The 26,055-nt window shown below is 68.3% G+C and carries 23 protein-coding genes; 18 read left to right on the forward strand and 5 right to left on the reverse strand.

The window, feature by feature from the left end; translation table 11 throughout:
- Positions 1 to 110 precede the first annotated feature (110 nt).
- Entirely contained in the window at positions 111 to 626 is a 516-nt protein-coding gene (locus I55_RS23135; RefSeq protein WP_252181284.1) for a cytochrome b, read from the forward strand.
- A 40-nt stretch (positions 627 to 666) separates the two neighbouring features.
- Positions 667 to 2,115: an NAD-dependent succinate-semialdehyde dehydrogenase gene (locus I55_RS23140; protein ID WP_252181278.1), complete on the forward strand. Its 1,449-nt coding sequence runs from the start codon at positions 667 to 669 to the stop codon at positions 2,113 to 2,115.
- A 37-nt stretch (positions 2,116 to 2,152) separates the two neighbouring features.
- Here the strand turns inward: I55_RS23140 and I55_RS39135 are convergent, their stop codons facing one another.
- Complete coding sequence (locus I55_RS39135) at positions 2,153 to 2,551, reverse strand: integrase core domain-containing protein (protein WP_083901356.1); 399 nt, start codon at positions 2,549 to 2,551, stop codon at positions 2,153 to 2,155.
- Between the two features lie 461 nt (positions 2,552 to 3,012).
- On the opposite strand from I55_RS39135, the gene I55_RS23150 reads away from it, so the two are divergent.
- From I55_RS23150 to I55_RS23205, 12 genes are all read left to right on the forward strand, one after another.
- Positions 3,013 to 4,704, forward strand: coding sequence for a GspE/PulE family protein (locus I55_RS23150; RefSeq protein ID WP_049974413.1), 1,692 nt, complete (start codon positions 3,013 to 3,015; stop codon positions 4,702 to 4,704).
- Positions 4,705 to 4,762: 58 nt separating this feature from the next.
- A complete protein-coding gene (locus tag I55_RS23155) occupies positions 4,763 to 5,992 on the forward strand; it encodes a type II secretion system F family protein (RefSeq protein ID WP_083901357.1) in 1,230 nt (409 codons plus the stop codon).
- The gene (gspG, locus tag I55_RS23160) at positions 5,976 to 6,437 is read left to right on the forward strand and encodes a type II secretion system major pseudopilin GspG (RefSeq protein ID WP_083901358.1); all 462 of its coding nucleotides are present in this window, start codon (positions 5,976 to 5,978) and stop codon (positions 6,435 to 6,437) included. Before I55_RS23155 ends, gspG begins: the two co-directional genes overlap by 17 nt.
- A 9-nt stretch (positions 6,438 to 6,446) precedes the next feature.
- A complete protein-coding gene (locus I55_RS23165; protein ID WP_044562948.1) occupies positions 6,447 to 6,893 on the forward strand; it encodes a prepilin-type N-terminal cleavage/methylation domain-containing protein in 447 nt (148 codons plus the stop codon).
- An 11-nt stretch (positions 6,894 to 6,904) separates the two neighbouring features.
- Positions 6,905 to 7,318 (forward strand): type II secretion system protein, encoded by a 414-nt coding sequence (locus I55_RS23170; protein ID WP_044562949.1) that lies wholly within the window; start codon positions 6,905 to 6,907, stop codon positions 7,316 to 7,318.
- Positions 7,315 to 7,983, forward strand: a complete 669-nt coding sequence (locus tag I55_RS23175) for a prepilin-type N-terminal cleavage/methylation domain-containing protein (RefSeq protein ID WP_083901359.1) — start codon at positions 7,315 to 7,317, stop codon at positions 7,981 to 7,983. The genes I55_RS23170 and I55_RS23175 overlap by 4 nt, the downstream gene beginning before the upstream one ends.
- Complete coding sequence (locus I55_RS23180; RefSeq protein ID WP_148293922.1) at positions 7,980 to 8,987, forward strand: PilN domain-containing protein; 1,008 nt, start codon at positions 7,980 to 7,982, stop codon at positions 8,985 to 8,987. The genes I55_RS23175 and I55_RS23180 overlap by 4 nt, the downstream gene beginning before the upstream one ends.
- On the forward strand, positions 8,984 to 9,598 hold the full coding sequence (locus I55_RS23185) for a GspMb/PilO family protein (RefSeq protein ID WP_044562952.1): 615 nt from the start codon (positions 8,984 to 8,986) through the stop codon (positions 9,596 to 9,598). The genes I55_RS23180 and I55_RS23185 overlap by 4 nt, the downstream gene beginning before the upstream one ends.
- Positions 9,576 to 10,301, forward strand: coding sequence for a hypothetical protein (locus I55_RS23190; RefSeq protein ID WP_044562954.1), 726 nt, complete (start codon positions 9,576 to 9,578; stop codon positions 10,299 to 10,301). The genes I55_RS23185 and I55_RS23190 overlap by 23 nt, the downstream gene beginning before the upstream one ends.
- Entirely contained in the window at positions 10,298 to 12,541 is a 2,244-nt protein-coding gene (gene gspD / locus I55_RS23195) for a type II secretion system secretin GspD (RefSeq protein ID WP_049974414.1), read from the forward strand. Before I55_RS23190 ends, gspD begins: the two co-directional genes overlap by 4 nt.
- Positions 12,538 to 13,380: a hypothetical protein gene (locus I55_RS23200; RefSeq protein WP_044562955.1), complete on the forward strand. Its 843-nt coding sequence runs from the start codon at positions 12,538 to 12,540 to the stop codon at positions 13,378 to 13,380. The genes gspD and I55_RS23200 overlap by 4 nt, the downstream gene beginning before the upstream one ends.
- A 279-nt stretch (positions 13,381 to 13,659) precedes the next feature.
- The gene (locus I55_RS23205) at positions 13,660 to 14,670 is read left to right on the forward strand and encodes an AraC family transcriptional regulator (RefSeq protein ID WP_049974415.1); all 1,011 of its coding nucleotides are present in this window, start codon (positions 13,660 to 13,662) and stop codon (positions 14,668 to 14,670) included.
- Between the two features lie 88 nt (positions 14,671 to 14,758).
- Here I55_RS23205 and I55_RS23210 read toward each other — a convergent pair whose 3' ends face one another.
- The 4 genes from I55_RS23210 to I55_RS23225 form a co-directional block, all read right to left on the reverse strand.
- Complete coding sequence (locus I55_RS23210; protein WP_044563029.1) at positions 14,759 to 15,721, reverse strand: PDR/VanB family oxidoreductase; 963 nt, start codon at positions 15,719 to 15,721, stop codon at positions 14,759 to 14,761.
- A gap of 13 nt (positions 15,722 to 15,734) precedes the next feature.
- Positions 15,735 to 16,520 carry a 4,5-DOPA dioxygenase extradiol gene (gene ygiD, locus I55_RS23215; RefSeq protein ID WP_044562957.1) on the reverse strand — a complete coding sequence of 262 codons (786 nt, stop codon included), beginning with the start codon at positions 16,518 to 16,520 and terminating at the stop codon, positions 15,735 to 15,737.
- Positions 16,521 to 16,680: 160 nt separating this feature from the next.
- Positions 16,681 to 17,868, reverse strand: a complete 1,188-nt coding sequence (locus tag I55_RS23220) for an aromatic ring-hydroxylating dioxygenase subunit alpha (RefSeq protein ID WP_044562958.1) — start codon at positions 17,866 to 17,868, stop codon at positions 16,681 to 16,683.
- A gap of 100 nt (positions 17,869 to 17,968) precedes the next feature.
- Positions 17,969 to 19,048, reverse strand: coding sequence for an acetamidase/formamidase family protein (locus tag I55_RS23225; RefSeq protein WP_044562960.1), 1,080 nt, complete (start codon positions 19,046 to 19,048; stop codon positions 17,969 to 17,971).
- A gap of 259 nt (positions 19,049 to 19,307) precedes the next feature.
- Here I55_RS23225 and I55_RS23230 point away from each other — a divergent pair, with 259 nt between their 5' ends.
- From I55_RS23230 to I55_RS23245, 4 genes are all read left to right on the forward strand, one after another.
- The gene (locus I55_RS23230) at positions 19,308 to 20,606 is read left to right on the forward strand and encodes a peptidase M20 (protein ID WP_044562961.1); all 1,299 of its coding nucleotides are present in this window, start codon (positions 19,308 to 19,310) and stop codon (positions 20,604 to 20,606) included.
- Positions 20,607 to 20,608: 2 nt separating this feature from the next.
- Positions 20,609 to 21,991, forward strand: a complete 1,383-nt coding sequence (locus I55_RS23235) for an amidohydrolase family protein (RefSeq protein WP_044563030.1) — start codon at positions 20,609 to 20,611, stop codon at positions 21,989 to 21,991.
- A 203-nt stretch (positions 21,992 to 22,194) separates the two neighbouring features.
- Positions 22,195 to 23,481 (forward strand): CynX/NimT family MFS transporter, encoded by a 1,287-nt coding sequence (locus I55_RS23240; RefSeq protein ID WP_083901360.1) that lies wholly within the window; start codon positions 22,195 to 22,197, stop codon positions 23,479 to 23,481.
- 195 nt (positions 23,482 to 23,676) lie between these two features.
- A complete protein-coding gene (locus tag I55_RS23245) occupies positions 23,677 to 26,037 on the forward strand; it encodes a TonB-dependent receptor (protein WP_252181280.1) in 2,361 nt (786 codons plus the stop codon).
- The last annotated feature ends 18 nt before the right edge of the window (positions 26,038 to 26,055 follow it).

A 26,055-nucleotide genomic window follows, 5' to 3' on the forward strand; every position in this document is an offset into this window, starting at 1 on the left:
CGTTCGCTGCGGCGGCCCGGGACGGCTGGGGTGCCGGCCTGGGCCGCATGCCCGGTTTTCATCATCTTCCGGAGGATACCTTGAGTTCAGTGAGAAAATATCCCTTGGCTATGCGGATCATTCATTGGGCCCGCGCCGCCATCATCTTGGGAATGATTTGGCTGGGCTGGAAGATGGTGTCTCTCGGTGACAATATTCCCCAGAAATTTGAGGGATTCTACCCCCTTCACAAGTCGTTTGGCCTTGTGGTGATCATCCTTGTCGTCCTTCAATTGACACTACGGACAGTCATGCCAACCCCGGTGCTGAGCACCGGCCTTTCCCGGATCGAAGCCGTTGCCGCCAAAATCGCCCATGTGGCGCTTTATGGACTGATGATCCTGGTGCCTGTGATTGGATATTCCCGGTCCAGCACCTTCTCGGAAAGTGATGGTGTCACGTTGTTTGGGCTCAAGATTCCTGAGCTTCTGGGGAAGAACGACGCCCTTTCCGAGAGGCTGAGTTCCATTCATGCGGTGCTGGCGTACACCCTGTTGGCCGTGATCGCTATCCATGTGTTGGGCGCGCTGAAGCACCGACTGTTCGACAAAGACAAAAAGAACGATCCGCTGTCGCGGATGATCTGATGGCATTGGGTTCTGCATTGAAAATGGCTGGAGATGTGCCGTGGTGAATCGCTATCTGCGTGAGCAGAACTATATCGGCGGTATGTGGGTGCACGCGGATTCGGGAGCCACGATAGACGTCACCGATCCCGCGACTTCGGCACGCATCGGCGTCGTTCCACGGTCCGGCCAGGCGGAGACGCGGCGGGCCATAGTGGCGGCTGATGCCGCGTTTCAGACCTGGCGCCGGACGACCGCGCTAGAGCGGTCTCAACTGCTGCGCACGCTGCATGATCTGATCGTGCGAAACCAGCAGGCATTGGCTGAACTGCTGACCTTGGAACAGGGAAAGCCTTTGGCCGAGGCGGTGGGCGAAATCCGTGCATCCGCCGGCTATGTCCTTTGGTTCGCCGAGGAAGCGCGGCGGACATATGGAGAAATGGTTCCATCCCCCTGGGCTGACCGGCGCATTCTTGTCACCCGGGAACCGGTCGGGGTGGTCGCGGCGATCACGCCCTGGAATTTCCCTTCGTCGATGCTTGCCCGCAAGCTCGCTCCCGCCCTTGCGGCGGGGTGCACGGTCGTTGCGAAGCCGGCGACGCAGACGCCCTATTCAGGACTGGCCTGGGGGGCACTGTGCGAGGAGGCCGGCTTTCCCAAGGGCGTTGTAAACATTCTGACGGGCAATGCCGGCGAAATCGGCGACGAGCTTTGCCTCAACCCCACCGTGCGCAAACTGACATTCACCGGTTCAACGGAAATAGGGAAGGTCCTTCTGGCGAAATGCGCCGCCACCGTGAAGAAGGTGTCCATGGAATTGGGCGGCAACGCGCCCTTCATCGTCTTTGACGATGCCGATATTGATCGTGCCGTGGAAGGAGCCATCACGTCGAAATACCGGAACTCGGGGCAGACGTGCGTTTGCACCAATCGCTTCCTGGTGCAGTCGGGCGTCTACGACCGGTTCGTTGATAAGCTGGCGGTGGCAACAGGGAAGCTGAAGGTCGGTTCCGGCCTGGACCCGCAGACGCAGCAGGGCCCCCTCATCGACGCCAAGGCGGTGAGCCGGGTTGAGGCCTTGATCACGGACGCCGTTAGCAATGGGGCGCGTATCGCCACCGGCGGCAAGCGTCATACGCTGGGCGGCAGCTTCTTCGAGCCCACCGTCATCGCCGGCGCCACCTCCGACATGCTGTGCATGAAGGAGGAGATTTTTGGGCCCATTGCGCCCGTGTCGCGCTTTGAAACCGAAGAAGAGGCGATCGCGCGCGCCAATGATACCGAGTTCGGCTTGGCCGCCTATTTCTACACGGCCGACCTTGCCCGAGCTTTCCGTATCATGGAGCGGCTCAAATACGGCATGGTTGGCGTCAATGAAGGACTGATCACCACCGTTGAGGGGCCTTTTGGCGGTGTTAAGGAGTCCGGAATTGGCAAGGAGGGGGGGCGCCAGGGGATTGATGACTACCTAGATATGAAATACGTCTGCCTGGGCGGATTGGGCGAATAAGATAGGGTTTGGAGTGCGCCCCTTGGGGTGGACAGCTTCAAGCTGCGGAATTGACCAATGATCGGGCGTGTTGTTCTTCGAATGCAATAGGGCTGAAATAGCCCAGCGCTGAATGAAGACGCCGGGCATTGTAAACCAGATCGATGAAACGCGGCAGATCGGCCACGACGTCGTCGAAGGTCTCGTACGCCATGGGATAAACGGCCTCGACCTTCAGGGTTTTCATGAAGCTTTCGGCCTTGGCGTTGTCGTAGGGATTGCGACGCCGGCTCATGGAGCCGACCAAGCCGTTGTCTGCCAAGATCCGGCGATAGGCGGCGTTGGCATACTGACTGCCACGGTCGGTGTGATGGACACAGCCGGCGGGTGGGCTTCGTGCGGCGATGGCGGCCTTCAGGGCTGCGATCGTAAGCCGGGTGTCGATGGAGCGGCTGATCGCTTAGCCCACGACAGGGCGGGACCAAGCGTCCAGGATCACGGCCACGTAGACGAAGCCGGCCGTCACGGCCACATAAGTGATGTCGCCGACCCAGAGCTGGTCGGGCCCGGTAAGGGTCATGTCCGCCGCCCGGTTCGGGAAAATCGGCTCGTCATGGTCGCTGTCGGTCGTGGCGACGAAGCGCCGCTGTCAATGGGCGCGCAGCCAGCGCTGGGCTATCTCAGCCCTATTGCATTCGAAGAACAACACGCCCGATCACCGATCAATTCCGCGGCTTGAAGCTGTCCACCCCAAGGGGCGCACTCCATAGCAGGGGAAATTATTTCCGTCGTGAGTGTCCGCTTCACCAACTGGCTAGTGCCGTTCGGACGAAGTAGGGTAGAGTTGCGCCCTCTTTAGGAGAAGAGCCTCCCCATTCGATATAACTCATGCTTCATTCCAACCACGCTCATTCTGCAGTGATTCCCACCGTCCAGGCTGTTGAGGCAGAGCTGGAAAGTGTACTGACCGCGCTGGCGGCGGCGGGGCAGTTGGCCGCCGGCGCCCTGGGGCGGGCGCAGGCGGCCGGTGGCCGGGTGGACCGGCGGCTGGTGGACCTGGGCCTGGTGTCGGAGGAACACATGGCGGCGGCCTACGCCCGGGCCCTGGGCCTGGCGCTGTGGCCGGCCGACCACCTGCCCGAGGCGCCGGTGATGATGGAGACGGCCAACCTGGCCTTCCTGAAGACCAAGCTGATGCTGCCGCTGACCGCTGGCGGCGCCGCCAGCGATGGGGCGCAGGCGGTGTTCGCCGTGGCCGACCCGCTGGACGACCAGGCGCTGAAGGCCGCCGCCTTCCTGGCCGGCCGGCCGGTGCGCCCGGTGGTCATGACCGGCACCGCCATCGCCGCCGCGCTGGACCGGCTGTACGAGACGGCGTCGCCCGCCGCCAACCAGGATGAGATGCCCGACCTGCTGGAGGGCGATGCCGAGCGTCTGCGGGATCTGGCCAGCGAAGGGCCGGTGGTGCGCCTGGTGGGCAACGCCATCCAGGCGGCGCTGGCCGCCGGCGCCACCGACATCCATGTCGAGCCCATGGCCGACCGCCTGGTTATCCGCCACCGCATCGACGGCATCCTGCGCGAGGCCGAGGTGCTGCCCCGCCGCATGGCCGCCGGCCTGATCACCCGCATCAAGGTCATGGCCGGCCTGGACATCGGCGAGCGCCGGCTGCCCCAGGACGGCCGCATCCGCCAGACCCTGCAGGGCCGCGAGATCGATTTCCGCGTTTCCACCACCCCCACCGTGCATGGCGAGGACGTGGTGATGCGCATCCTGGACCAGCAGACGGCGGGCGGGACGCTGGACAACCTGGGCCTGCCCGCCTGGGTGTCCGGCCCGCTGGCGGCGGAGCTGGACCGGCCGCACGGCATCGTGCTGGTGACCGGCCCGACGGGCAGCGGCAAGACCACCACCCTCTACGCCGGCCTGCGCGGCATGGATTCCGCCCGCCGCAAGATCCTGACCGTCGAGGATCCGGTGGAATACATGCTGGACGGCATCAACCAGACCCAGGTGAAGCCGGCCATCGGCCTGACCTTCGCCCATGCCCTGCGCAGCTTCCTGCGCCAGGACCCCGACGTGATCCTGGTGGGTGAGATGCGCGATGGGGAGACGACCAAGGTGGCGGTGCAGGCGGCGCTGACCGGCCACCTGGTGCTGTCGACCCTACACACCAACGATGCCGCCGGGGCGGTGCCGCGCCTGATGGACATGGGGGTGGACCCCTATCTGCTGGCCTCCACCCTGAACGGGGTGCTGGCCCAGCGCCTGGTGCGCACGCTGTGCCCGCACTGCCGGCAGCCCTACCCCCTGTCGGCGGACGCGGCGGCGGCCCTGGGCCTGCCCGCGCGCGTGACCACCGTCTATCGGGCCGTGGGCTGCCCGGCCTGCTCCGGCACGGGCTATCGCGGCCGCCTGGCCATCGCCGAATGGCTGCCGGTCACCGACGCGGTGCGGACGCTGATCCGCCAGGGGGCGTCGTCGGCGGAGATCGAGGCGGCGGCGGTGGAGGGCGGCGGCATGGTGCCCCTCTACCAGGACGGTTTGCAGCGGGTCCTGGACGGCGTCACCACGCCTGAGGAAATCCTGCGCGTGACCAAGGCGGACTGATCTTTTCGATATTCGTGCGGCCGGCGGGGGATTCCGGCCACACCGGGGGTGACGGATTATGACGATGACGACGATGGGCATGACCAGCTTTTCCTACCGATCCGTCGATGCCGACGGTCGCGCCAGCCGCGGCACCATCGAGGCGGCGGACCGCCACGCCGCCGTCGACCAGTTGATGCAGCGTGGCCTGACCCCGCTGTCGGTGAAGGCGGCGGGTGCCAAGCGTGCCCTCTCCGGTGGCCGCGCCGGCGGCCTGAGGCGGGCGGAACGCCTGTCCTTCGTCCGTGACCTTGCCAACCTGGTTTCCGCCGGCTTCGCACTGGAACCCGCCTTGGGCCTGGTGGGCGACCAGATGCAGCGCCCGGCGGCCGGCGCGCTGGTGGGCCGGATCCGTGCTCGGGTGCGCGCTGGCGACAGCCTGGCGGCGGCGCTGTCGGCGCAGGGCTCCCTGTTCCCGCCGGAATTCGTCGGCCTGGTCGCGGCGGGGGAGCAGGGCGGTTCCCTGGCTGCCGCGCTGGGCCATTTGGCCGCCCTTGAAGAGGATCGCGCCCAGTTCCGCCAGCGCCTGGTCAGCGCCCTGACCTATCCCGCGCTGATCGGGCTGCTGACCCTGGCGGCGCTGGCGTTGATGGCCGGCTACGTTCTGCCGCAGTTCCAGGACCTGTTCGCCGGCAGCAAGGCCAGGCTGCCCGCCGCCACCGCGGCGGTATTGATGATCGGTGACCTGTTGGGCCGCTTCGGCCCTGGTCTGCTGGCGGGGCTTGGCCTGGCCGCCCTGGTGACGGTGCGGGCTTATCGCCAGCCTGACGTGCGGCTGCGTATGGATCGCGTGCTGCTGGTGGCGACTGGCCCCCTGGGCCGGTTGCTCGGCGACGCCCAATTGGCGCTCTACACCCGCACCCTGGCCAGCCTGCTCAGCGGCGGTGTGCCGTTGGCTTCCGCCCTGGCCACGGCTGGCGGCTGCATCGCCAACCGGGCGCTGGCGGGGGCCGCCGACCGGGTGCGCGTCGCCGTGCGCGGCGGTTCCGATCTCAGCCGCGCCGTGCAGGCGGAGCCCCTGTTTCCCCGCCGTCTGTCGCGCATGCTGGCCATGGCGGAACAGACCGCCAGCCTGCCCCAGGGACTGCTGGATCTGTCGAAAGTGTTGGAGCGCGAAAGGGGCGTAGCGCTGGATAGGGCCTTGTCTTTGGTGACGCCCGTCCTAACCCTTGTTCTCGGCGGCATGGTCGGCGGCATCTTCGCCGCCCTTATCGCGGGGATCCTCAGCCTGAATGACATCGCCATCTGACACCCTGGACCCGGCATCCTCTTTTCGACCGCGACGCGGCGGGCGGGAAGGGTTCACCCTGGTCGAGGTGTTGGTGGTGCTGGTGATCATCGGCCTTCTGGGCCTACTGGTCGCCCCCAACCTGGTGGCCCGGCTGGGCAAGGCGAAGGGCGAGGCGGCGCAGGCCCAGATCAATACCCTGGTGTCTGCGGTCGACCTGTTCTACGTCGATGTCGGCCGTTATCCCACGGCGAACGAGGGGCTGGAGGCGCTGCTGACCGCGCCGGCCGGCGACGCCAACTGGCGCGGCCCCTACCTGCGCAAGCGCCAGGCCCTGGTCGATCCCTGGGGCAACGCCTATCACTACAAGGTGCCGGGGGACCACGGCGCTTACGACATCTTTTCCCTCGGCAGTGACAACGCCCCGGGCGGCGACGGCGACGCCCGGGACGTCAACAGCTGGTAGGGCGCGCCCATGGTCGTCGCCAGCATCCGTCCACGGTTGATGACGGCCGGGTTCACCCTGGTCGAGGTTCTGGTGGTGCTGGTCATCCTCGGTACCCTCGGGAGTGCCCTGGCCCTGGGCATCCAGGATCGCCTGCCCGGTCTGCGCTTCAGCGCCGCCGTTTCGGCCCTGGAGGAGGAACTGCGCAGCCGCCAGGTGGAGGCCATGGTCTCCGGTCGGCCGGTGGTCTTTTCACCGGACGATCTCGCCCATCCTTCGGGCGGTGCCGCCGGGCGGCGGCTGCGACGCATCGCGGCCGTGGGCCTGGCCATCGTCGGCGCCGATGCCAGCCATCCCGATGCCGTGGTCTTCCTGCCCGGCGGTTGGTCACCCGGTGCCCGGATCCGCCTCAGCGAGGGCGATCGCGCCGCAACGGTCGCCGTGGACTGGCCGCTGGGCACGGTCCATCGGGAGTAGGAAAGGCATCCATGCGCCGCCTGGCCGGATTCACCCTGCTGGAAATGCTGATCGCGCTGGCCATCTTCGGCCTGGGCACGGCCTTGCTGATGCAGTCCGCCTGGTCCGGCGCCTGGGCGGCGCGGCAGGCCTGGGGCGAAACGGCGGCTCTCCGCCTGGCCCAGTCGGTGGCGGCGGAGGTCGGGGTGGCCTTGCCTCTGGGCGATCAGCCGGCGGAAGTGCCGGTGGGTGGGGCGGAACTACCCTTCCGTGTCAAAATTGTGCCTCTGGCCGTTTCACCAACCGGTGATCGGGACTATCGGATAGAAGTCCGGGGCGTGGCCCCCGAGGCGGCCGAGACCGGCGCGCCCGGGACGGCGCGGGGGACGGAGGGTCCCGTGCTGGCGGTCGTGACCAACCGCTCCGTGACGGACGATACGCGATGACGGTACCCGCCCGGTTCGTGGCGGCGACAGCGGCCCGCCGGGGGATGACCCTGGTGGAGGCCCTGGTGGCCCTGGCCTTGCTGGGTATGCTGGCGGTGGCGGCCGTGGGCCTTCTTCCTCTGATGAACCGCATGGCCGACCGCAGCGGCGCCTTGCAGCGCGCCGCCGCCGACCTGGGCCGCGTCCATGACTTCACCCGTGTCATCGTGGCCAGCGCCCTGACCCCGGGCGACCTGGGAACAGCGGGCGCCGATATGGCGCCCCTGCGGCGCGACGCCGGCCATTTCGACGTGGTGGCGCCCCTTCCCGCCGGTCTGGGCAAGGGCGGGCTCTACCGCATGGCGCTGACGGTGGAAGGGACGCCTGGCCAATTGGCGCTGCGCCTGCACGTGCAACCCCTGCGTCCCGACGGGCCGGCGCCGGCCGATGGCGTGCTGATCGGCGGGGCGACGCGCATCGCCTGGTCCTATTTCGACGCCAAGGCCCACGCCTGGACCGACCGCTGGACGGATGGCGCCGCCAGCCCGGCCCTGGTGCGCCTGGACGTGGCGCTGGCGGGACAGGCGCCCTGGCCGCCGATGATCGCCGGCCCGCTGGTGCGCGGAGGGGTGCTGTGCGCCTTCGACCCGGTGCAGGGCGGCTGCCGGTCGGGGGGGGCGGGATGACACCCTTCCGCCGCCTGCGACGACTGGCCGTGCTGGCCATGGACGGCCTGGCCGATGGCGTCATCGCCGCCCTGCCGCGCCGCTGGCGCCGCCCGCTGGGGCTGGTGGTGCCTGTCCTGGCCCTGCCGCCGGGAGGGGGCGGCCCGGCGGTGCCGGCGGAGCGTGGTCCCGTCCGTTTGATGCTGGACCCCGCCGACGTCCACACCGTGGACGTGCCTTTGCCCAAGGGGGGGCTGACGGGCGGTCCCTTGGGCGGCCTCATGGGCGGTTTCGTGGATGCCCGTGGCTTCGTCGCCATGCAGGCCCATCGCTTCATGCCGTTGCGCCCCGATTTGCTGGACTGGGACGTGGTGACGCTGCCTTCGGGCATCGCCCGTGTCTACATGGTGCGCCGCACGGTCCTGTCGGCGGCCCTGGCCACGGCGGCGCGGGCCGGGCTGACCCTGGCCGGGGTCACGGCGCCGGTGGTGGGTGCCGGCACGACCCCGGAATTCCTGCGCTTCGATGCGGGGCGGGTGCGGCGGCGGGCGACGGCCATGGCGGCCGTCGCCGGCTTGTTCTGGCTGGCCCTGCCCGTCCCCTTCGCCATTGCCGTCTGGATCCTGGACCAGCAGACCGCCAACGTCGAACAGAAGCTGGGGGCCGTGGCCAAGGAGGCGCGGGCCGTGCAGGACATGCGTGACCGCATCCTGTTCCTTAGTCCCGACGCGGCGTCGACCGCCCTGCTGCTGGCCCAGCCGGGCCGGGCGCAGGTGCTGGATGAACTGGCGCTGACCCTGCCCGACACCGTCTGGCTGACCGATGTGACGCTGCGGCCCGACGCCGTCGTGCTGCAGGGCCGCGCACCCGACCTGGCCGACGTGCTGGCCCGCGTCCGCGCCGCCGGCCCCTTCACCGATGTCCGCTATACCGATCCTGCCGGCATCCTGCCGGCCGTGCTACCACCGCCCGGCCCCGTGCGCGACTTCACCCTGGCGGTGTCGCTGGCCGTGGGCCGGCCATGATGACGGCGCCGCGCCCCGGCTTCATCCTGGCCATCGCCCTGTGCCTGCTGGCCCTGCCGCCCTGCTTCTACCTGCCATCCCTGGTGGACGCGGTGGAGGCGGCGGCCGCCCGCCGCGTCGCCCGCCTGACCCAGCTGGAGGCCGCGCGCACCTTGCTGGCGCAGCACGACGACCTTGACCGCCGCGCCGCCTTGTTCGACCGGGCGCTGGGCGTCCATACCCTTTTGCGGACAGGGCCCGATATGGCGGCGGTGCAGGCGGCGGCGGAGGACGACGTGCGCCAGGCCCTGCGCCAGGCCGGGGTCACCGTCCGCGACCTGGCGGCGGCCGTCGCCGCCGGCCGGGGTCCATACCGGCGCATCCACCTGACCGTCCGGGCCGAGGGGGACGCCGTCAGCGTGACCAACGCCGTGGCGGCGCTGGACGCGGTCCGTCCCCGGCTTTTGCTGCGCGGGGTGCGCATCCATGCCGATGCCCCACCGGCGGCGGCCGGGCCAAGCGGCCCGTCCTTCGGTCGTGCGCAACATGGCGGCCTGCCCGCCGACGCCGCGTCCGCCCCCGCAACCCTGGAGCTGGAGATCGACGTCTATGCCGACCTGGCCGCCCCTTGACCGTGCCGCCCCCCTTGACCGTACCGCCCTGGTGTTGGCGGCGGCCGGGCTGGCGGTCGGCGCCGGCATCGCGCTGGCCGTGGCGCTGGACGCGTCCGACCGCCCGGTGCGCGTTTTGGCGCCCCTGCCGGCGGTACCGCCCCTGGCTGGTCCGACCCCCATGGGCTTGTCCGCCGAACCGGGGGAGGCGATGCGGCGTCCCCTGTTCACCCCTGACCGGCGCCCCCCGACGACGACCGGCGGGGCGGGGGCGTCGGATGGGCCGGATGTGCAGGTGACCGGCGTCGTCACCGGTCCCGGCGGCGGGGCCGCGACCGGTCTGGATCGCAAGGCGCAGAAGCCGTTCAGCGTGCGCCTGGGTGACGACGTGCAGGGCTGGACGGTGGAAAGCATCGGCCGCATTGGCATCCGCCTGCGCCGGGGGGCGGCCGTGCGCGACTATCCCCTGTCCCTGCCGCCGCCGCCCACAGCCGGCGCCCCCGTCATCCCGCCCGCCAGCACAGCGCCGCCGCCGTCTCCTGGGCCTTTACCGGGGGAGGTGCCTTCCGGAAAGGTTCCCAACCCTCTGGCGCCGGCGACTAAGCCCCCGGCGGCGGCCCAGCCGCCCACGCCCAGTCCCAATCCCCAGCCGCCGCCGGATCCTCAGCAACTGGACACGCAACCGAACCATCCGCCCTCCCGACCGCCCAGGCAGCTTCCATGAACAAACCCCGCCCCAGCGTTCCCCTTCGCCTGCTGGTCACCGCCTGCCTGATCCTGTCCGGCTGCTCGGAAACGGCGGTGACGCATGGGCCGGGCACGCCGCTGCCCACCGCGCCGGCGGCGCCGGCCCCCGCCAGCACCGTCATCGGCCCCGCCGCACCGCCCCCGCGCGCGGCGGCGCAGACCCTGCCCGGAACGGGGCAACTGGTGCGCCCCGCCCGATCGGTGACGGGCATGACGCCGGCGGCGGGGGACGGGGGGCCGGTGGAGATGAACTTCGTCAACGCCGACGTCCGTTCCGTCCTGGACGCGGTGCTGGGCGGCATGTTGGGCCTGAATTACACCATCGATCCCAAGGTGCAGGGCCAGGTCACCATCCGCACCACCCGGCCGCTTCCCCGCGCCCAGGCCCTGGCGGCGGTGGACGCGGCCTTGCGCACCCAGGGCTTCGCCATCATCGGCGGCGACGGCTTTTACCAGGTGGTGCCGGCGACGGAGGCCGCCGGCCAGGCGCCCCTGCAGACCACGGCAGCGGCGGAGCGGGCGGCGGGGTTCAGCACCGCCATCGTGCCGGTGCGCCATGTCTCCGCCGCCGAGCTGGACAAGATCGTCCACCCCCTGACCCGCCAGGGCTTCATCCAGAGCGCGGATGCCGGCCGTAACATCTTCATCGTCAACGGCACGGCGCATGAAATCGAATCCTTCACCCAACTGGTGGCCAGCTTCGATGTCGACTGGCTGGCCGGCCTGTCCTTCTCCCTGCACACTCTGCAGTCGGTGGAGCCTGCCCGCCTGGAGGCGGAGTTGCGCCGGGTGCTGCAGCTGGACACCGGCCCCTTGCAGGGCATGGTCGATTTCGTGCCCATCAGCCGCCTGAACGCCCTGCTGGTGGTGGCCAAGCGGCCGGAGCTGCTGCCCACCGTCGGCACCTGGATCGAACGGCTGGATCGGCCCGGGCCGGACGGGGGTAAGGTCGTGCATTTCTATGAGGTGCAGAACGGGTCAGCCGTGGAACTGGCCAACGCGCTCAACCGCCTGGTCGGCCGGTCGGGCGGGAACGAACAGCAGATCCCGGCGGACCAGCAACGGGGGCGGGGCGGCGCACGCACGACCACCACCACGACCGCCATGGGCCGGACCGGCGGCACCGCCAGCACCAGCGGCCCGCCCAGCGGCAGCACGGCCGTCGGCGCCTCCGGCTCCGCCGCCAGCGCGCCGGTCAGCCCGGTGGCGAGCGCGCCCACGCCTCTGTCCAGCGGCGGTGAGGGCGGCGGAGATGAGGGTCTGTCGGAACTGAAGGGTGTGCGCGTGGTGGCGGATGAACGGCGCAACGCCCTGCTGATCTTCGGCTCTGGCGCCCAATACGCCCTGCTGGAACAGGTGCTGACCCGCCTGGACGCCCCGCGTGAGCAGGTTCTGATCGAGGCGACGATCGCCGAGGTGACGCTGAACGACGACCTGAACTTCGGCGTCCAGTGGTTCCTGGACCGGGGCAGCAGCACGGCGGGCTTTTCCACCACCAATGGCGCCACGGTGGGGGCCACGTATCCCAACTTCAACTACACCTTCCTGACGCCCAACACCCGGGTGGTGCTGAACGCGCTGTCCAGCGTCACGGACGTGCAGGTGCTGTCGGCGCCGCGCCTGATGGTGCTGAACAACGAAACGGCGCGCCTGCAGGTGGGTGACGAGGTGCCGGTGGTGGTGCAGTCGGCCACCAGCACGCTGACCAGCGACAGCGCCGTGGTGAACTCCGTCGAATATCACGATACCGGCGTGATCCTGGAGGTGACGCCCCGCATCAACCGCAGCGGTGCCGTGGTGCTGGACGTGAACCAGGAGGTCAGCACCGTCGCCACCACCACCACGTCCGGCATCGACAGCCCGACCATCCAGCAGCGCAAGATCACCAGCGTGGTGAACGTGCAGGATGGCGAGACGGTGGCCCTGGGCGGCCTGATCAGCGACACTTCCAGCCGCAACGGGTCCGGCATCCCCTACCTGCGGGACATCCCGGTGCTGGGTAAGCTGTTCGGCACCGACGCCCACTCCAAGGGCCGGACGGAACTGCTGGTGTTCCTGCGGCCGGTCATCGTGCGTGACGCCACCCGGGCGCGCGAGGTGACGGACGCGTTGCGCGCCAGCATGGGCCGGTTGGAGATCTTCGCCGGCGCCACCGGCGGCCCCTTGGCGCCGCCGGTGGCCGCCACCCCCGTTCCCATCAGGCCATCCGGTCAATGAAACATCTGGCGGACAGGCAGGGCCCCCAAGATGGCTATGCCCTGCTGCTGGTGCTGTTCCTGCTGGCCATGGCCACGGCGGTGGGGCTGGTGGTCATGGGCAATGGCCTGTCCGCCCGCAAGCTGGCGCGCGTCGCCTCCATCGCCGCCGGGCAGGACCAGCGGGCGGCGATGGCCACCTGGGCAGCCCTGGACGCGTTGGCGCGGGACGGGGGCACGGACATTCCGCCGCCGCGCCGCCTGGTGGTGGACGGCCAGACGCTGACCGTCACGGTCATGCCGGAAAGCGGCCGCATCGACCTGAACGGCCTGTCGCGCACGGCGCTGGGTCAGGCTATCCGCGTCCTGGGCTTCCCAGAAAGCCGGGCGGTCAAGGCGGCCGACGCCATCGCCCTGTGGCGGGGCATGGACCCGCCGGGGGCCGATGGCCTGGATCTCACCATCGATCCCCTGCGCGCCCTGTGGTCCCTGGAAGACCTGGACGCCATTCCTGGTCTGGATCCCGATATCGCCGCCTGCCTGCGCCGCTGGGGCACGGTTTATGCCCGGGGTCCCTTCCGCGGTCTGGCCCCGCTGATCCGCCGGCCCGGTGCCAAGCGGGAGGGGGGGGAGGGCGGTGACGGCCCCCTGGGCCTGGTCGCCGGCGGCATGCTGCGCGTGGTGGTGGCGGAGGAGGGGCGCGCCCAGCTGCGGCGCAACGTTCTGCTCTATCGCGGTGTGGGGCGGCAGGCGGCGGGTGCCGCCACCGGCGCGGAATCGCCCTGGCTGCCCCTGGAATGGCAACGGCCGGTCCTGGCCGGTCGCGATGCTTGTGCCGCCACCGGCGGGGACGGCGGCTGATGGGCATGGCCGACGACAGCCTGTGGATGGGGCTTTCCCTGATGGCGGCGGGGCGGTGCGGACGCGATGGCGATGCCCTTCGGCCCGGCCATCGCGCTGGCCCTCTACGTCCCGGCCTGCCTCAGCCTGTGAAGCCCAGTCAAGCGTCCGGCGGCCAAATGATTTCGATTCTTAACGGTACGGAAGTTGCGCTTATTCCCGTAGTCGTGGCCGCCGGACAGGGGCGGCCAGTCGCCTGGCAACCAGGGGGGCGCGAGGGTTCCGATGACCGCATGGCACTTGATCACCGATCAGTTCCCCGTCGAACAACGTCGTGACGTATGGCGCGACGCGCTGGAGAAACTGAAGCTTCCGCTGGACCATCTGCCGGAGGACGAAGACTTCTTCGCCAAATTGTTTTGTCTAAAGTCCCCTTTGGGCATTGAATTCGCCCGCATCACTTCCTCGCCGCAGGAAATATCCGGCCGGTTGATGAAGAAGGTGGACGCCGTCTGGCTGATCGTCTTGATCGAGGGCGGCGCCACCTTGACCCACCCGGGCGGTAAACTGGAATTGGCGCCGCAGGATATCATCTATGGACAGACGGGAATCCCCGCGTCGTTGTCCTTCAGCACTAAATTCCAGGTGCTTTACGCTTTAATTCCCAAGTCAGCGGTCAACCCAAGATTGATAACGCCACTCTCTTTCGGCGTTCTGCATTTACCGGGGCGGTCAGGAATTGGGCACGTGCTTTCGGGAATGCTCAAGGCTTTGGCAGAAACATTCGGCACGCTGACCGAAGGCCCGCTGCGGCCCATCGACATGGCACTGTCGGAGTTCCTGATGACGGCCCTGGCCGACAATCCGCAGGTGCAGACGGCGCGCGGCGCGGCCGGCATCCGCTCCATGGCCTTGCAGCGCATCTGCCAGATCATCGAGACGCGGCTGACCGATCCCGACCTGACGCTGGAGGACGTGGCCAATGAATATGGCGGGTCCGCCCGCTATCTGCAGAAGCTGTTCAAGGAGGTCGACCAGACCTTCAGCGGCTATGTCCGCAACCGGCGGCTGGAGCGCTGCCGTCACGACCTGATCAACCCCACCTTCGCGCATCTGGGCATTTCCCAGATCTGCTTCCGCTGGGGCTTCAACGAGGCGGCGCACTTCAGCCGCGCCTTCCGCGATCGCTACGGCACCACGCCGCGCGCCTACCGCCAGTCCGCCGGCGTGGCGGACAACGACAACGGCGATTTCCTGGTGCCCGCCAGTATCGCTGCCGAGGGCGTCGCCGTTCGCCAGTTCGCTGAATAATGAAAAAGACGGCCGCTCATCATGAGCGGCCGTCTTTTTCATTTCTGCAAATGGGGGATTCTCCCGCCAACCGCCCTTCAGGCTGCCGTCACAGGTCCAGCACCAGCATCTCGCTATGGGCGCGGGAACAGCAGGGGGTGAACAGCCGGTTGCCGGCATGCTCCGCGTCCGTCAGGACACAGTCGCGATGGTCCGGCGTGCCGTCCAGCACACCGGTGATGCAGGCGCCGCACACGCCCTCGGCGCAGGAAATGGGCAGTTCCACCTTGGCGGCGGCCAGGGCCTCGGCCGCCGTCTGGTCGGCCATGACCGGGATGACGGCGCCGGTGGACCGCAGGCGCAGCAGGAAGGGCCGGTTGGCGCCGGCATTGGCCACGGGCTCGGCGGCGAAGCGTTCCAGATGGATATGGTTCGCCGGCCAACCCAATCCTTCGGCCGTGGCGGTGGCCGCGTCCAGCAGGGCGGCGGGGCCGCAGAGATAAAGATGGCGGCCGGGTGCCGGCGGGCCGATCAGCGAGGCCAGGTCCGGCCGCCCCGTTTCCGCCGTCACGTGCAGGTGCAGGTTCCCCTGCCCCACCGCCTGGGCCGCCGCGTCCAGCAGGGCCGCGCGCTCGCGCCGGCGCACCAGGTAATGCAGCGTGACGCTGACATTCCCTGCCAGATGGGACGCCATGGACAGCAGCGGCGTGATGCCGATGCCCCCGGCGATCATGACGTGCGAGGTGGCATCGTCCGCCAGGGCGAACAGGGCGCGGGGGCGGCGGATGCGCAGGGTGTCGCCCACCACCACCCCGTCGCAGAGGGCCCGTGAACCGCCCCGGCCCTCCGCTTCGCGCTGCACGGCGATGCTGTAACAGGTACCCTGCGCCGGCGCGCTGTAGAGGGAGTACTGGCGCGTCAGCTCCCCCACCGCCACGTCGATGTGCGCCCCTGGTGGGAAAGTGGGCAGGGGGGCGCCCGCCGGGTCGGCCAGGTCGAACAGGAAGACGTCCTGCCCATCCCGCACCTTGGCGGCCACGCGCACGGGGAACCAGTCGTCGGCACCGGACATGATCAGCGTTCCCTCAGGCGGCCAGGTCGCCAAAGGCGACGCTCAGCATGCTGAGCGAGCCATGCTCCACCCGGTCGTTGACCAGGGTGACCGCATCGCCCGGCTGGCGGGTGCCCAAGACGTAGAGGAAAGGCAGGAAATGATCGGGGGATGGTATGCTGGCCGCCGCGTCCGGCCCCGCCTTCTGGAAATCGATCATGGGCTGGGGCGTGTCGGTTGCGATGCAGTTCTTCACCAGGTCGTTGAAACGCGCCGCCCAGGGATAGGGCGGGGTGCTGGGGTCCCAGTTCATGCGGCCCAGGTTGTGGACCACGTTGCCGGTGCCCACGATCAGCACACCCTCATCCCGCAGCTTGGCCAGCCGCCGCCCGACCTCGAAATGGTGGGCGGCTGGTTGCGTCCCGTCCATGCTCAGCTGCACCACCGGGATATCGGCCTTGGGGAAGGCCTTGACCAGCACGGACCAGGTGCCGTGGTCCAGGCCCCATTTCTGGTCCTGGATCACGGGCAGGGGCGCCAGCACCTCTGCTACCCGCCGGGCCAGGTCCGGGCTGCCCGGCGCCGGATAGCGGACGTCGAACAGGGCCTGGGGAAAGGCGCCGAAGTCATGGATGGTCGGCGGCCGCTCCATCGCCGTCACCGCCGTGCCCCGGGTGTACCAGTGGGCGGAGATGACCAGGATGGCCTTGGGAGTCCCCAGCCTGGTTCCCAGGCGCACCCATTCCCGGGTGCAGACATTGTCCTCCAGCGCGTTCATGGGGCTGCCATGGCCGAAGAAGATGGTGGGTAAACGGGTCATTTTTTCCCCTCAAACGCCGGGCGGCGGCATCCGCCGCCTTGGCTACCTCACTTTTCGGTCCGCTGACGCTCCCCGAAAAGTTCCGGCGGACCCGGTCGGGTCCTAAAGCTGTTCACGATGGCGCGGCACGAGGTGACCCTCGCGCCGCGCTTTTTCAGGCTCAGGCGGTGGGCTTCACACGGGTCCAGGTGTCCTTATACCGACGCACCAGCCAGCCATTGAACTCCCGCTGCGCCTGTTCCTGCCAGGAATAGCGGCCGCGGATGGCATGGCGGGAGCGCAGGCCTACCTGCACCATCTCATCCACGTGCAGATCCTGGGCGATGATGGCGGCGGTGGAGTGTTTGTTCATCGCCAGCTTGTCGTCGAACAGTGGGTCCTCCAGCGCGCCCGGTGCCACCAGATAGCCCTGGTCCATCAGGTGCGTCTCCGCCCCGTCGGCCCGCAGGATCAGGTAGATGATCATGTCGCTGGTGATGACCAGCGACAGGGTGGGCGGCACGTTGACGAACAGCATGCGGTTGCGCTCCGCCTCGCCCAGCGCGGGGAAGACCGGCAAGATGGCCTTCTGCGTGGGGTTGAAGCTGGCGTCGGCGTGCAGGGTGCCGTTGGTGCGGTAGTACCCCGCCGTATCCGCCGGCAGGTCGTCGGGGAAGGCCGCCAGGCGCGACGGCACGAAGTCGTGCAGGGCGCCGCCGTGCAGGCGGTTGGCGTGATAGCCGTCGTTGTTGTTCTCGAACATCACCTTCCAGTTCCAGGGGAACTTGATGTCCCGGTCCGGTGCGGGGCCGTTCAGGCCAGCCATCGAATAGGGCGCCATCACCCCCTCCAGCGCCGCCAGGCGCGGGGCCAGGGGGGCGGCGTCCAGGTCGAAATTCACGAAGATGAAGCCGTGCCACAGTTCCACCTTGAACTGGGGCAGCTTGATGTCCTTCTTGTCGAAGTTGCAGGTCTTCTCCATGGCCGGCGCGCCGATCAACTGCCCGTCCAGGCCGTAGGACCAGTGGTGATAGGGGCATAGGAAGGCGCGGGTGTTGCCTTGGCCCTCCGCCACCAGCATGGCGCGGTGCTGGCAGACGCTGGACATGGCGCGGATGGCGCCGTCGCGGCCCCGCGCCACCACGATGGGTTCGTCGATGATACTGGTTGTGAAGTAGTCGCCCGCTTCCTTCACCCAGGACTCGCGGCCGACGCACAGCCATTCGTGATTGAACAACGCCTCTTTCTCGAACTCATAGAATTCGCGGTCGGTGTAGCACAGCGGCGGCAAGGTCTCCGCCGCCTCCACGCCCAGGGCCGAGCTGTCCAGGCCGTTGAAAAAGGCGTCATTCAGGAAAGAGTGCTTCATCGTTTGAACCCCCACGCCATGCCCCTCGGGCCGTATGGGCCCCTGGGCTCTGCCGCCCGGAACCACCTGGCCCCTCGTTTTTCGTGTGATCGTCGCGGTGTCAGTCTTCCCGCGGAGGGAAAATGCCGCGCGGGATGCGGACATGGATGCCCTGCGTGCCATCCACCACCTGGGTGACGCCGAAGTCGGCCGCGATGCTCATCAAGGAGTAGGCGTCGTCGCGGCTCAAATTCTGCTGTTCGGTCAGCAGCTTCAGCATGTCGACCGAGGCGTTGCGCATGGCGACGTTCAGATCGGGGTCGAAACCGTGGACGATCCAGCAGTCCGGCGTCTCCAACAGGGGCGACGGGAACTGGAAGTCCTTGCGTAGGAAGACCTGGAACATGACGTTCAGCGACGCCTCGATGGCGGTGCCGCTCAGTTCCCCATCGCCTTGCGAGACGTGGGGGTCGCCGATGGAGAACAGGGCGCCATCCACCTGCACCGGGTAATACATCGTGGCGCCGGCGCCGATGCGCCAGTTGTCGATGTTGCCGCCATGCAGGCCCGGCGGGATGGTGCTGACCCGGCCGGCCACGTCCGGCGCCACGCCGGCGGTGCCCAGGTGCGGCCGCACCGGCACGCGCACGCCGGGCAGGGCCGACTGCCGGTCGCATTCCGGGCAGTTGGTGATCTTGCCCGGGACGTCGTAGCGGCCGGGAAAGTCATAGGCGTAGAGGGCGTGCGCCTGCTGGCTCATGGCGTCGATCTCGTAGATCGTCACCCGCTCCTTCTCCCCCATCTCCTTGAACAGGTGGCCCCAGTTGGCCGCCAGGTTCGAACCGTAGCGGGTGCGGGGCGTCATCTTCAGGTAGTGGACCTCCAGCATGTCGCCGGGCTTGGCGCCCTCGACATAAATGGGGCCGGTCATGATGTGGACGCCGGGGTTGCGGTCGGCCTCGGCGATTTCCGTGAAGATGCGGGTCACCGCCTCATCCATCATCAGGTCGGGCGCGTCGCCGGCATGATGGGTGATGGCTTCGGCCTGGATGATGTCGCCACTCTTGACCGTGAGGGCCGGCGCCTGGGTGGGGGTGAAGTAGCCCCAGTGCACAGTGCGCGGCGTGGCCGGCAGCAGGTGCAGCGTGGGCCGGATCCTGTGCCGTTCCGCCGCAGCGGCGCGATCCAATTGCACGGTCATTGTTCCCCCTGGTTCATGCGGTCCCGGCGGCCCCTGGCGGGGCGCCTCATGGGGGAAACCTTAGGGCCGGCGGATGCGCCGATCTTGCCTGCACGCGCATGGCCGCTTTCGCTGGGGCGACGCCCCGCCGGCCCATTCCCCGCGTGCAAGCTTTCATGCGTTAATCGGCAAGAGCGGGGGCGGGGCCAGCACCTATCATCCCCTGTAGAAAGCACCCGCACGCGAAGGCGGGTATCAACACAGGGGCAGGGGATTGGGTATGACGATGCATGACGTCCCGTGGACGGTTTCCGATGAGGACGCGGCCGCCATTGGCGCCGCCATCGACCGGGATGAACTGGTGAAGCTGGTGCTGGACCTGTGCGGCATCCCCTCGCCCATGCGGCAGGAGCGGCGGGCGGGTGAGTTCGTCCATGACTGGATGGCGGAGAACGGCTTCGCGCCCCGTAAGGCCGGGCTGGTGGAGCACCGCTTCAACGTCATCGGCACCTATGGCGGCAAGGGCGACGGTCCCAACCTGCTGTTCACCAGCCATCTTGATACCGAGAGCCCGTTCTATGATGAGACGGACCAGTACACCTACCGCCCGGAAACGGTGAAGGATCCCCAGTGGCTGGGCGCCTGGCTGGAAGGGGAGACCTTCTTCGGCCACGCCGTGGGCAACGACCGGGGCCCGATGGCCTGTTTCCTGATGGCGGCGAAGGCGCTGAAAAAGGCCGGCATCGACCTCAGCGGTCTGATGTACCTGACGGCGTGCCCGGGGGAGATCGGGCCGGAACCGGCGGAGGAGCGGGGCGGTGTCGACTACCTGGGCAAGGAACTGGGCGCCTGCTATCTGATGTCCCACGGCGGGGTGGCGCCGGACTACGTCATTTCGGCCGAGGGCACGGATTTCGGCGTGAACTGGACGGCCTGCGGCTACGCCGACTTTCGCGTCACCCTCTACGGCCAGGGGGTGTTCACCCCCCTGCTGACCCACCCGGAGTCGCTGGCCGACCACCCCAGCCCCCTGGTCAAGGTGGCCCCGGCCATTGAGATCATCCAGCGCTGGGCGCGGGAGTATGAGGTGAAGCACCGCTATGAGGGCCCCGGCGGCACCGCCGTGCCCAAGGTGCAGATCGGCGCCATCCGGGGCGGCACGCCCCAGGCGATGGGTGCCGCCAGCGAGGTGTGCAACATCTACGTCCAGGTGGCGCTGACGCCGGTGCAGACCATCGCCGCCGTGGACCGCGACCTGAAGCGCGCCTTCCGTGACGCCGGGTTTGGTGACGTCAAGATCCAGCCCTACACTGTGCGCCACGGCTATACCGCCGACCCGCAGGCGGTGCAGCCCCTGCGGATGGCGCTGGACCACGCCCATGGCCGGGTGCGGGGCGGGCCCCAGCCCATCAGCGCTTCCGTCTATTCCAGCATGTGGCGCGACCACAACGTCTTCAACATGAACCGCATTCCCTCGGTGACCATGGGCCCGCGGCGGTGGCGGCCCAGCATCGACGACCTGGTGGACTGCACCCGCCTGTATGCCCTGGCGGCCCTGGCGTTGTGCGGCCGGGCCTGAGCATGGAGGGCACCGTCCCCGACCTGTTGGTCCTGGGTGGCGATGTCGTCACCATGGATGCCGACCGCGCGGTGTGGCGCGACGGCGGTGTCGCCATCGCCGATGGCGCGATCATTGCGGTGGACAAGGCGGCGGCCTTGCGGGCGCGCTGGCCCTACGCACCGGTGCTGGAGGCTGGCGGCGGACTGATCACCCCCGGTCTGATCAACGCGCACCAGCACCTGACGGGCGACCCGCTGGTGCGCAGCCTGATCCCCGACCGGCAGTCGTCGGACGAGTCCATCTTCGGCTGGGCCGTGCCCATCCATGGCGCCCACACCGCTGATGATGATGAGCTGTCGGCCACGCTGAGCGCCGTGGAATCCCTGAAATACGGTACCACCACGCTGGTGGAGGCCGGGACCGTGGCCCATCCATCCCGTGTCGCCGCCGGCTTGGCCGGGGTGGGCATCCGGGGCGCCGTCGGTTGCTGGGGCTGGGACGTCGACAACGCCCCTTATGCCGCCCCGGCGGATGAGGTGCTGGCCCGCCAGACGGCCGTGCTCGACGGCCTGCCCAAGGGCGGGGGATTGGTGGAAGGCTGGGTCACCCTGGTGGGGCACGACCTGGCCAGCGACGTCCTGCTGGCCGGCGCCGCCGACCTGGCGCGGCGGCGGGGTGTGGGGATGACCATGCACATCTCCCCCACCGAGGCGGACGTGGCGGCCTACCTGCGCCGGTCGGGCCGGCGGCCGCTGCTGCACCTGGCCGACTTGGGCGTGCTGGGTCCGCACCTGCTGCTGGCCCATGCCGTCTGGCTGGACGATGCGGAGATGGACGCCCTGCTGGCCAGCGACACGGCGGTGGCCTATTGCCCCTGGGCCTACCTGCGCTTGGCCCAGGGCGTCAGCCGGGCCGGGCGGCATGCGGAGATGGTGCTGCGCGGCGGGCGGGTGGCGCTGGGGTGCGACGCGCCCAACGCCGGCGACCTGCCGGACATCCACCGCGCTGCCGCCCTGGCCGCCGGCCTGGCCCGGGACATGAGCCTGGACGCTCATCGTTTCGGCGCCGATACGGTCTTCGCCCTGGCCACCGTCGACGGTGCGCGGGCCATTGGCATGGCCGACCGCATCGGCTCGCTGGAGGTGGGCAAGCGCGCCGACCTGGTGGTGCACGACCCCAAGGCCGCCCCCTTCATGGTGGCCGGCGATCCTGCCCTGCAGCTGGTGTGGGGCACGGATGGCCGATCGGTCCGTGACGTGGTGGTGGATGGGCGCGTCGTCGTGCGTGAGGGCCGCTGCCTGACGGTGGACGAGGATGCGCTGAGGCTTGAGGCGCGGGCGTCGCAGGCCGCCCTGCTGGTCCGGGCGGGGCTGACGCCGCGTGGCGCCTGGCCGGTCCGCTGACCAAAACACCCCGCTGACATGGTTAATTATTGAGCATTTTTAATATCGCTGTTTTTTTAGGCGCTAGAACCATTAAGTGTGCCTATCATCACAGTGGGCGGACGTTTTCAGCATAAGTTTGTTCGCCTGTTGGCAAGCGCGGCGACCGCATCGGCTGATAGCGTTTCGGTGATGACTTAACACCATGGCCCGGGAGTTTCCTGATGCGGCGAGAGTGGTTGGTCTTGGCGGCGGTGTCGTTGAGCTTCTTTTTCCTCAACGCCGCGACGTTCGCCTCGCTGGGCGTGGTGCTCTACACCATGGTCGGCGAATTGCACTGGTCCTTCAAGGCGGCCGGTTTCAGCTTTTCCCTGCTGGGCATCGCCTGCGGCTTGTCCAGCGTCTTCCCCACCACGCTGATGAAGCGCATCGGCCCCCGCTACACCATGGCGCTGGGCGGTGTCGTGCTGGTGGCGGCCTACATGCTGGCCTCATACACCCACGGCCTGCTGGCGTTCTACGCGGCCATGCTGCTGCTGGGCCTGGGTTATTCGCTGACCGGCAACGTGCCGGCCATCTATGCCATCGCTTGTTGGTTCCCGCGCCGTTCGGCCCGCATGATCGGGCTGTACCTGATGATTGGCGCCTTTGGTGGCGTGGTGGGCCCGCCGCTGGCCCGCGCCATCGTTTCCTTCAGTTCCGACTGGCGTGTCTATTGGATGGAAATGGCCGGCGTGGCCGTGGCCGTCACCGTGGTCAACCTGCTGTGCCTGCGCGACCGCGCCATCGAGGCCGACGCCCCAGTGGGGGACTGTGCGGGGGACTCTGCGGGAGACGCCGCCGCCAGCCCGGCGGAGGCGACGGCCACCGGCTGGACCTACCGCACCGCCATCGCCACACCGCAGTTCCTGGCCGTCGCCGCTTCCATGACCATGACCATGGCCTGCGTCACCACCATCAACAGCGTGGCGCTGAACCACCTGGGCATCCTGGGCGTGGCGCCCGACACGGCGGCCTTCGCCCTGGCCGCCATGGCCCTGGTCATGACGGTGGCCAAGGGGGTGGCCGGCCCCTTGTGCGAGATCATGTCCACCCGGCGGCTGCTGGTGGTCGGCCTGGCATTGCAGGTGGTGGGTATCGCCCTGTTCGCCCATGCCGGCACGATGATCGGCATTGGCGCCTTCGCGCTGGCTTTCGGCATCGGCTGGGGCTTGGCCTATCTGGCCGCCAGCGTCCTGCTGCTGGAGTATTTCGGCAAGGACATCGGGTCGCAGGTGTTGGGCATGGTGTGGACCATCACCACCGTGGCGGCGGCGGGGCCGGTGGCGGCCGGCGCCATTGCCGACCAGATCGGCACCTTCGCCCCCATCTTCTACCTCTATGCCGTGCTGATGGTGGCGGCCATCGTGCCCCTGGCGATGCTGGGACGGCCGATGCTGAGTGGTGCCGGCCCTTTCGTCCGGCGCGGCCCGGAGGCCGAAGGCGTGGTGCCGCAGGCGCAGGCGAGCTGAACGCGTTCAAAGAATAAAAATATCAAATGGGGCGATCAGGGCGCCATCCGCAGGGTATCTGCGGGTGGCGCCCTCATGCCTTCCCGGACAAGATGAATAATGGGCTTTGGCAGGGGTGATGGTGGGCATGGGGAATGGTGAATTCAGGCAATTTCCCGGGCGTCCTATAACAAGAATACTTTACCGGATGCCCGCATGCTTGCCCCCAAGACGATGCACATCGTCATCTACCAAGAATGGGGGTCGGGCATGTTGAGAGATATGAAGCTGCGGTATTGGCAGGGCGCGCTGGCGGCGGCGATGATGACGGCCGCGTCCGCCTACGCTCAGACCCCACCCGCGCCAGTGGACGCCCCGGCGGGCGCCGCCAGCGACGCCGACCTGGACGCGCTGGAACCGATCATCGTCACGGCGGAAAAGCGCCAGGTGGACCTGCAGAAGGCCGCCCTGTCCGTCACCGCCATCTCCGCCGACGCGCTGGAGAAGGGCAACGTCACCGGGCCGCTGGGTCTGAACGGTTATGTCCCCGGCCTGCAGATCACCCCCAGCGGCGGGGCGGAGGTCATCGTCTCCATCCGCGGCGTGGGTTCGCAGACGCCGGAGAACTTCTTCACCCAGCCGGGCGTGTCCTTCCATATCGACAACGTCTACATCCCCAACAACATCGCCCTGAACCTGGGCTTCCTGGACGTCGACCATGTCGAGGTGCTGCGCGGGCCGCAGGGCACCGTGTTCGGCCAGAGCTCCACCGGCGGCGCCATCAATGTGATCAGCAAGCAGCCGGAACTGGGCAAGCTGGGGGGCGACGTCACCGCCACCTTCGGCAACTACAGCTACGCCATGGGCAAGGCCGCGCTGAACGTGCCGGTAGGCGACACCGCCGCCATCCGCGCCGTGGTGCAGAAGACCAGCCACGACGGCTATTCCACCGCCACCGGGGTGGCCGGCGGTTATGCCCTGGATGACGCCAACAACGTCAATTACAAGCTGTCCGGCCTGTGGCAGCCCACCGACAACCTGACCGTCACCCTGACGGGCCAGCATTTCGACGACGACCACCACGGCTCCGCCCTGAAGGCGCTGGACGATCCCAACCCCGATCCGCGCCAGGTGACCCAGGATTATCCGGCCAAGTTCAAGCTGGCCATGGATGTCGATACGCTGACGGTCAACTATTCGCTGCCGTTCGGCAACCTGAAGTCCATCAGCAGCTACCAGTACATGGACGCCAAGCAATCTTTCGACAGCGACCGCAGCACCGTGGCGCTATTCGGCGGCTATGACACCGTGGCCGCCTGGAACACCAAGAGCCGCGCGCTGATGGAGGAGGTGACGCTGAGCTCCAACCCCGGCACGGACCTGGACTGGATCGCCGGCGTCTTCTACATGCACAGCCATAGCAGCCAGTACGTGGTGGAGTACAAGGGCACCGACGGCAGCGACCCGACACCGGTGCTGCCCACCAGCACCTCGCCCTCCGCCATCCCCAGCAACCTCAGCTATGAGAACCTGTCCTCGGTCGACCGCGACAGCGTGGCGCCCTTCATCCAGGGCACCTATCACCTGAGCGACCGGCTGCGCCTCACCGGCGGCGTCCGCTATAACGTCGACCAATATGACGGCTGGGGCTCCGACTACTACGGCACGCCCTCGCCCCGCTCCACCAACGTCTACGCCCTGACCGGCAAGGCCGAGACCGACTTCGACCTGACGCCGGACAACATGGTCTATGCCAGCTGGTCGCGCGGCTATAAGCCCGGTGGCATCAACACCGGGACCAGCAGCGCCATGGTCGTCTCCGGCAGTTACCAGAAGGAGACGGTGGACAGCTTCGAGCTGGGGTCCAAGAACCGCTTCCTGGCCAACCACCTGAACGTCAACCTGTCGGCCTTCTACTCCAAATATAAGAACATGCAGTACATCGAGGAGGATCCGGTGCCCTACAGCGGCGGTATCGGCAACATCCCCCAGGTGAACATGTGGGGTGCGGAGGTCGAAGCCAAGTACCGCCTGCTGGACAACCGCCTGGAACTGGGCGCCAACCTGACCCTTATGGATGGCGAGATTCCCGACAGCTATTCGGCGTTGGACCGGCGCCTGGCCGATGCCGCCGCCGCCAAGGCCGTGGCCGCCGGCGTGACATATCCCTGGAGTGCGCAGTGGTTCGCCATCCGCGCCGCCCAGTCCATCAACGTGAAGGGCAACACCCCGCCCGACATGCCGGGCGCCGCCGGCGGCGTCAACGCCAGCTGGCAGCAAACCCTGGGCAATTACGGTACGCTGGTGTCGCGGGCCGAAGTGCTGTTCCGCAGCGATTATGAGGCGCGGGTGTTCAACGAGGCCGGGGTGGACCATGTGCCGTCGTACAGCCAAGTGAACCTGTTCTTCGAATACACCCCGCAAAGCGGGCCGTGGCGGGCCACCTTCACCGTCACCAACCTGCTGGACCGGGCCGGCATCGCGGGCCGCTACACCGACCCTTACGGCAGCGGCGTGGTCAGCAACCAGTACATTCCGCCGCGCCAGATGCTGTTCAGCGTCAATTACTCGTTCTAAGGGAGGCCTGGTTCCATC

It is taken from the genome of Azospirillum sp. B4, from assembly GCF_000333275.1.
Lineage (GTDB): Bacteria > Pseudomonadota > Alphaproteobacteria > Azospirillales > Azospirillaceae > Nitrospirillum.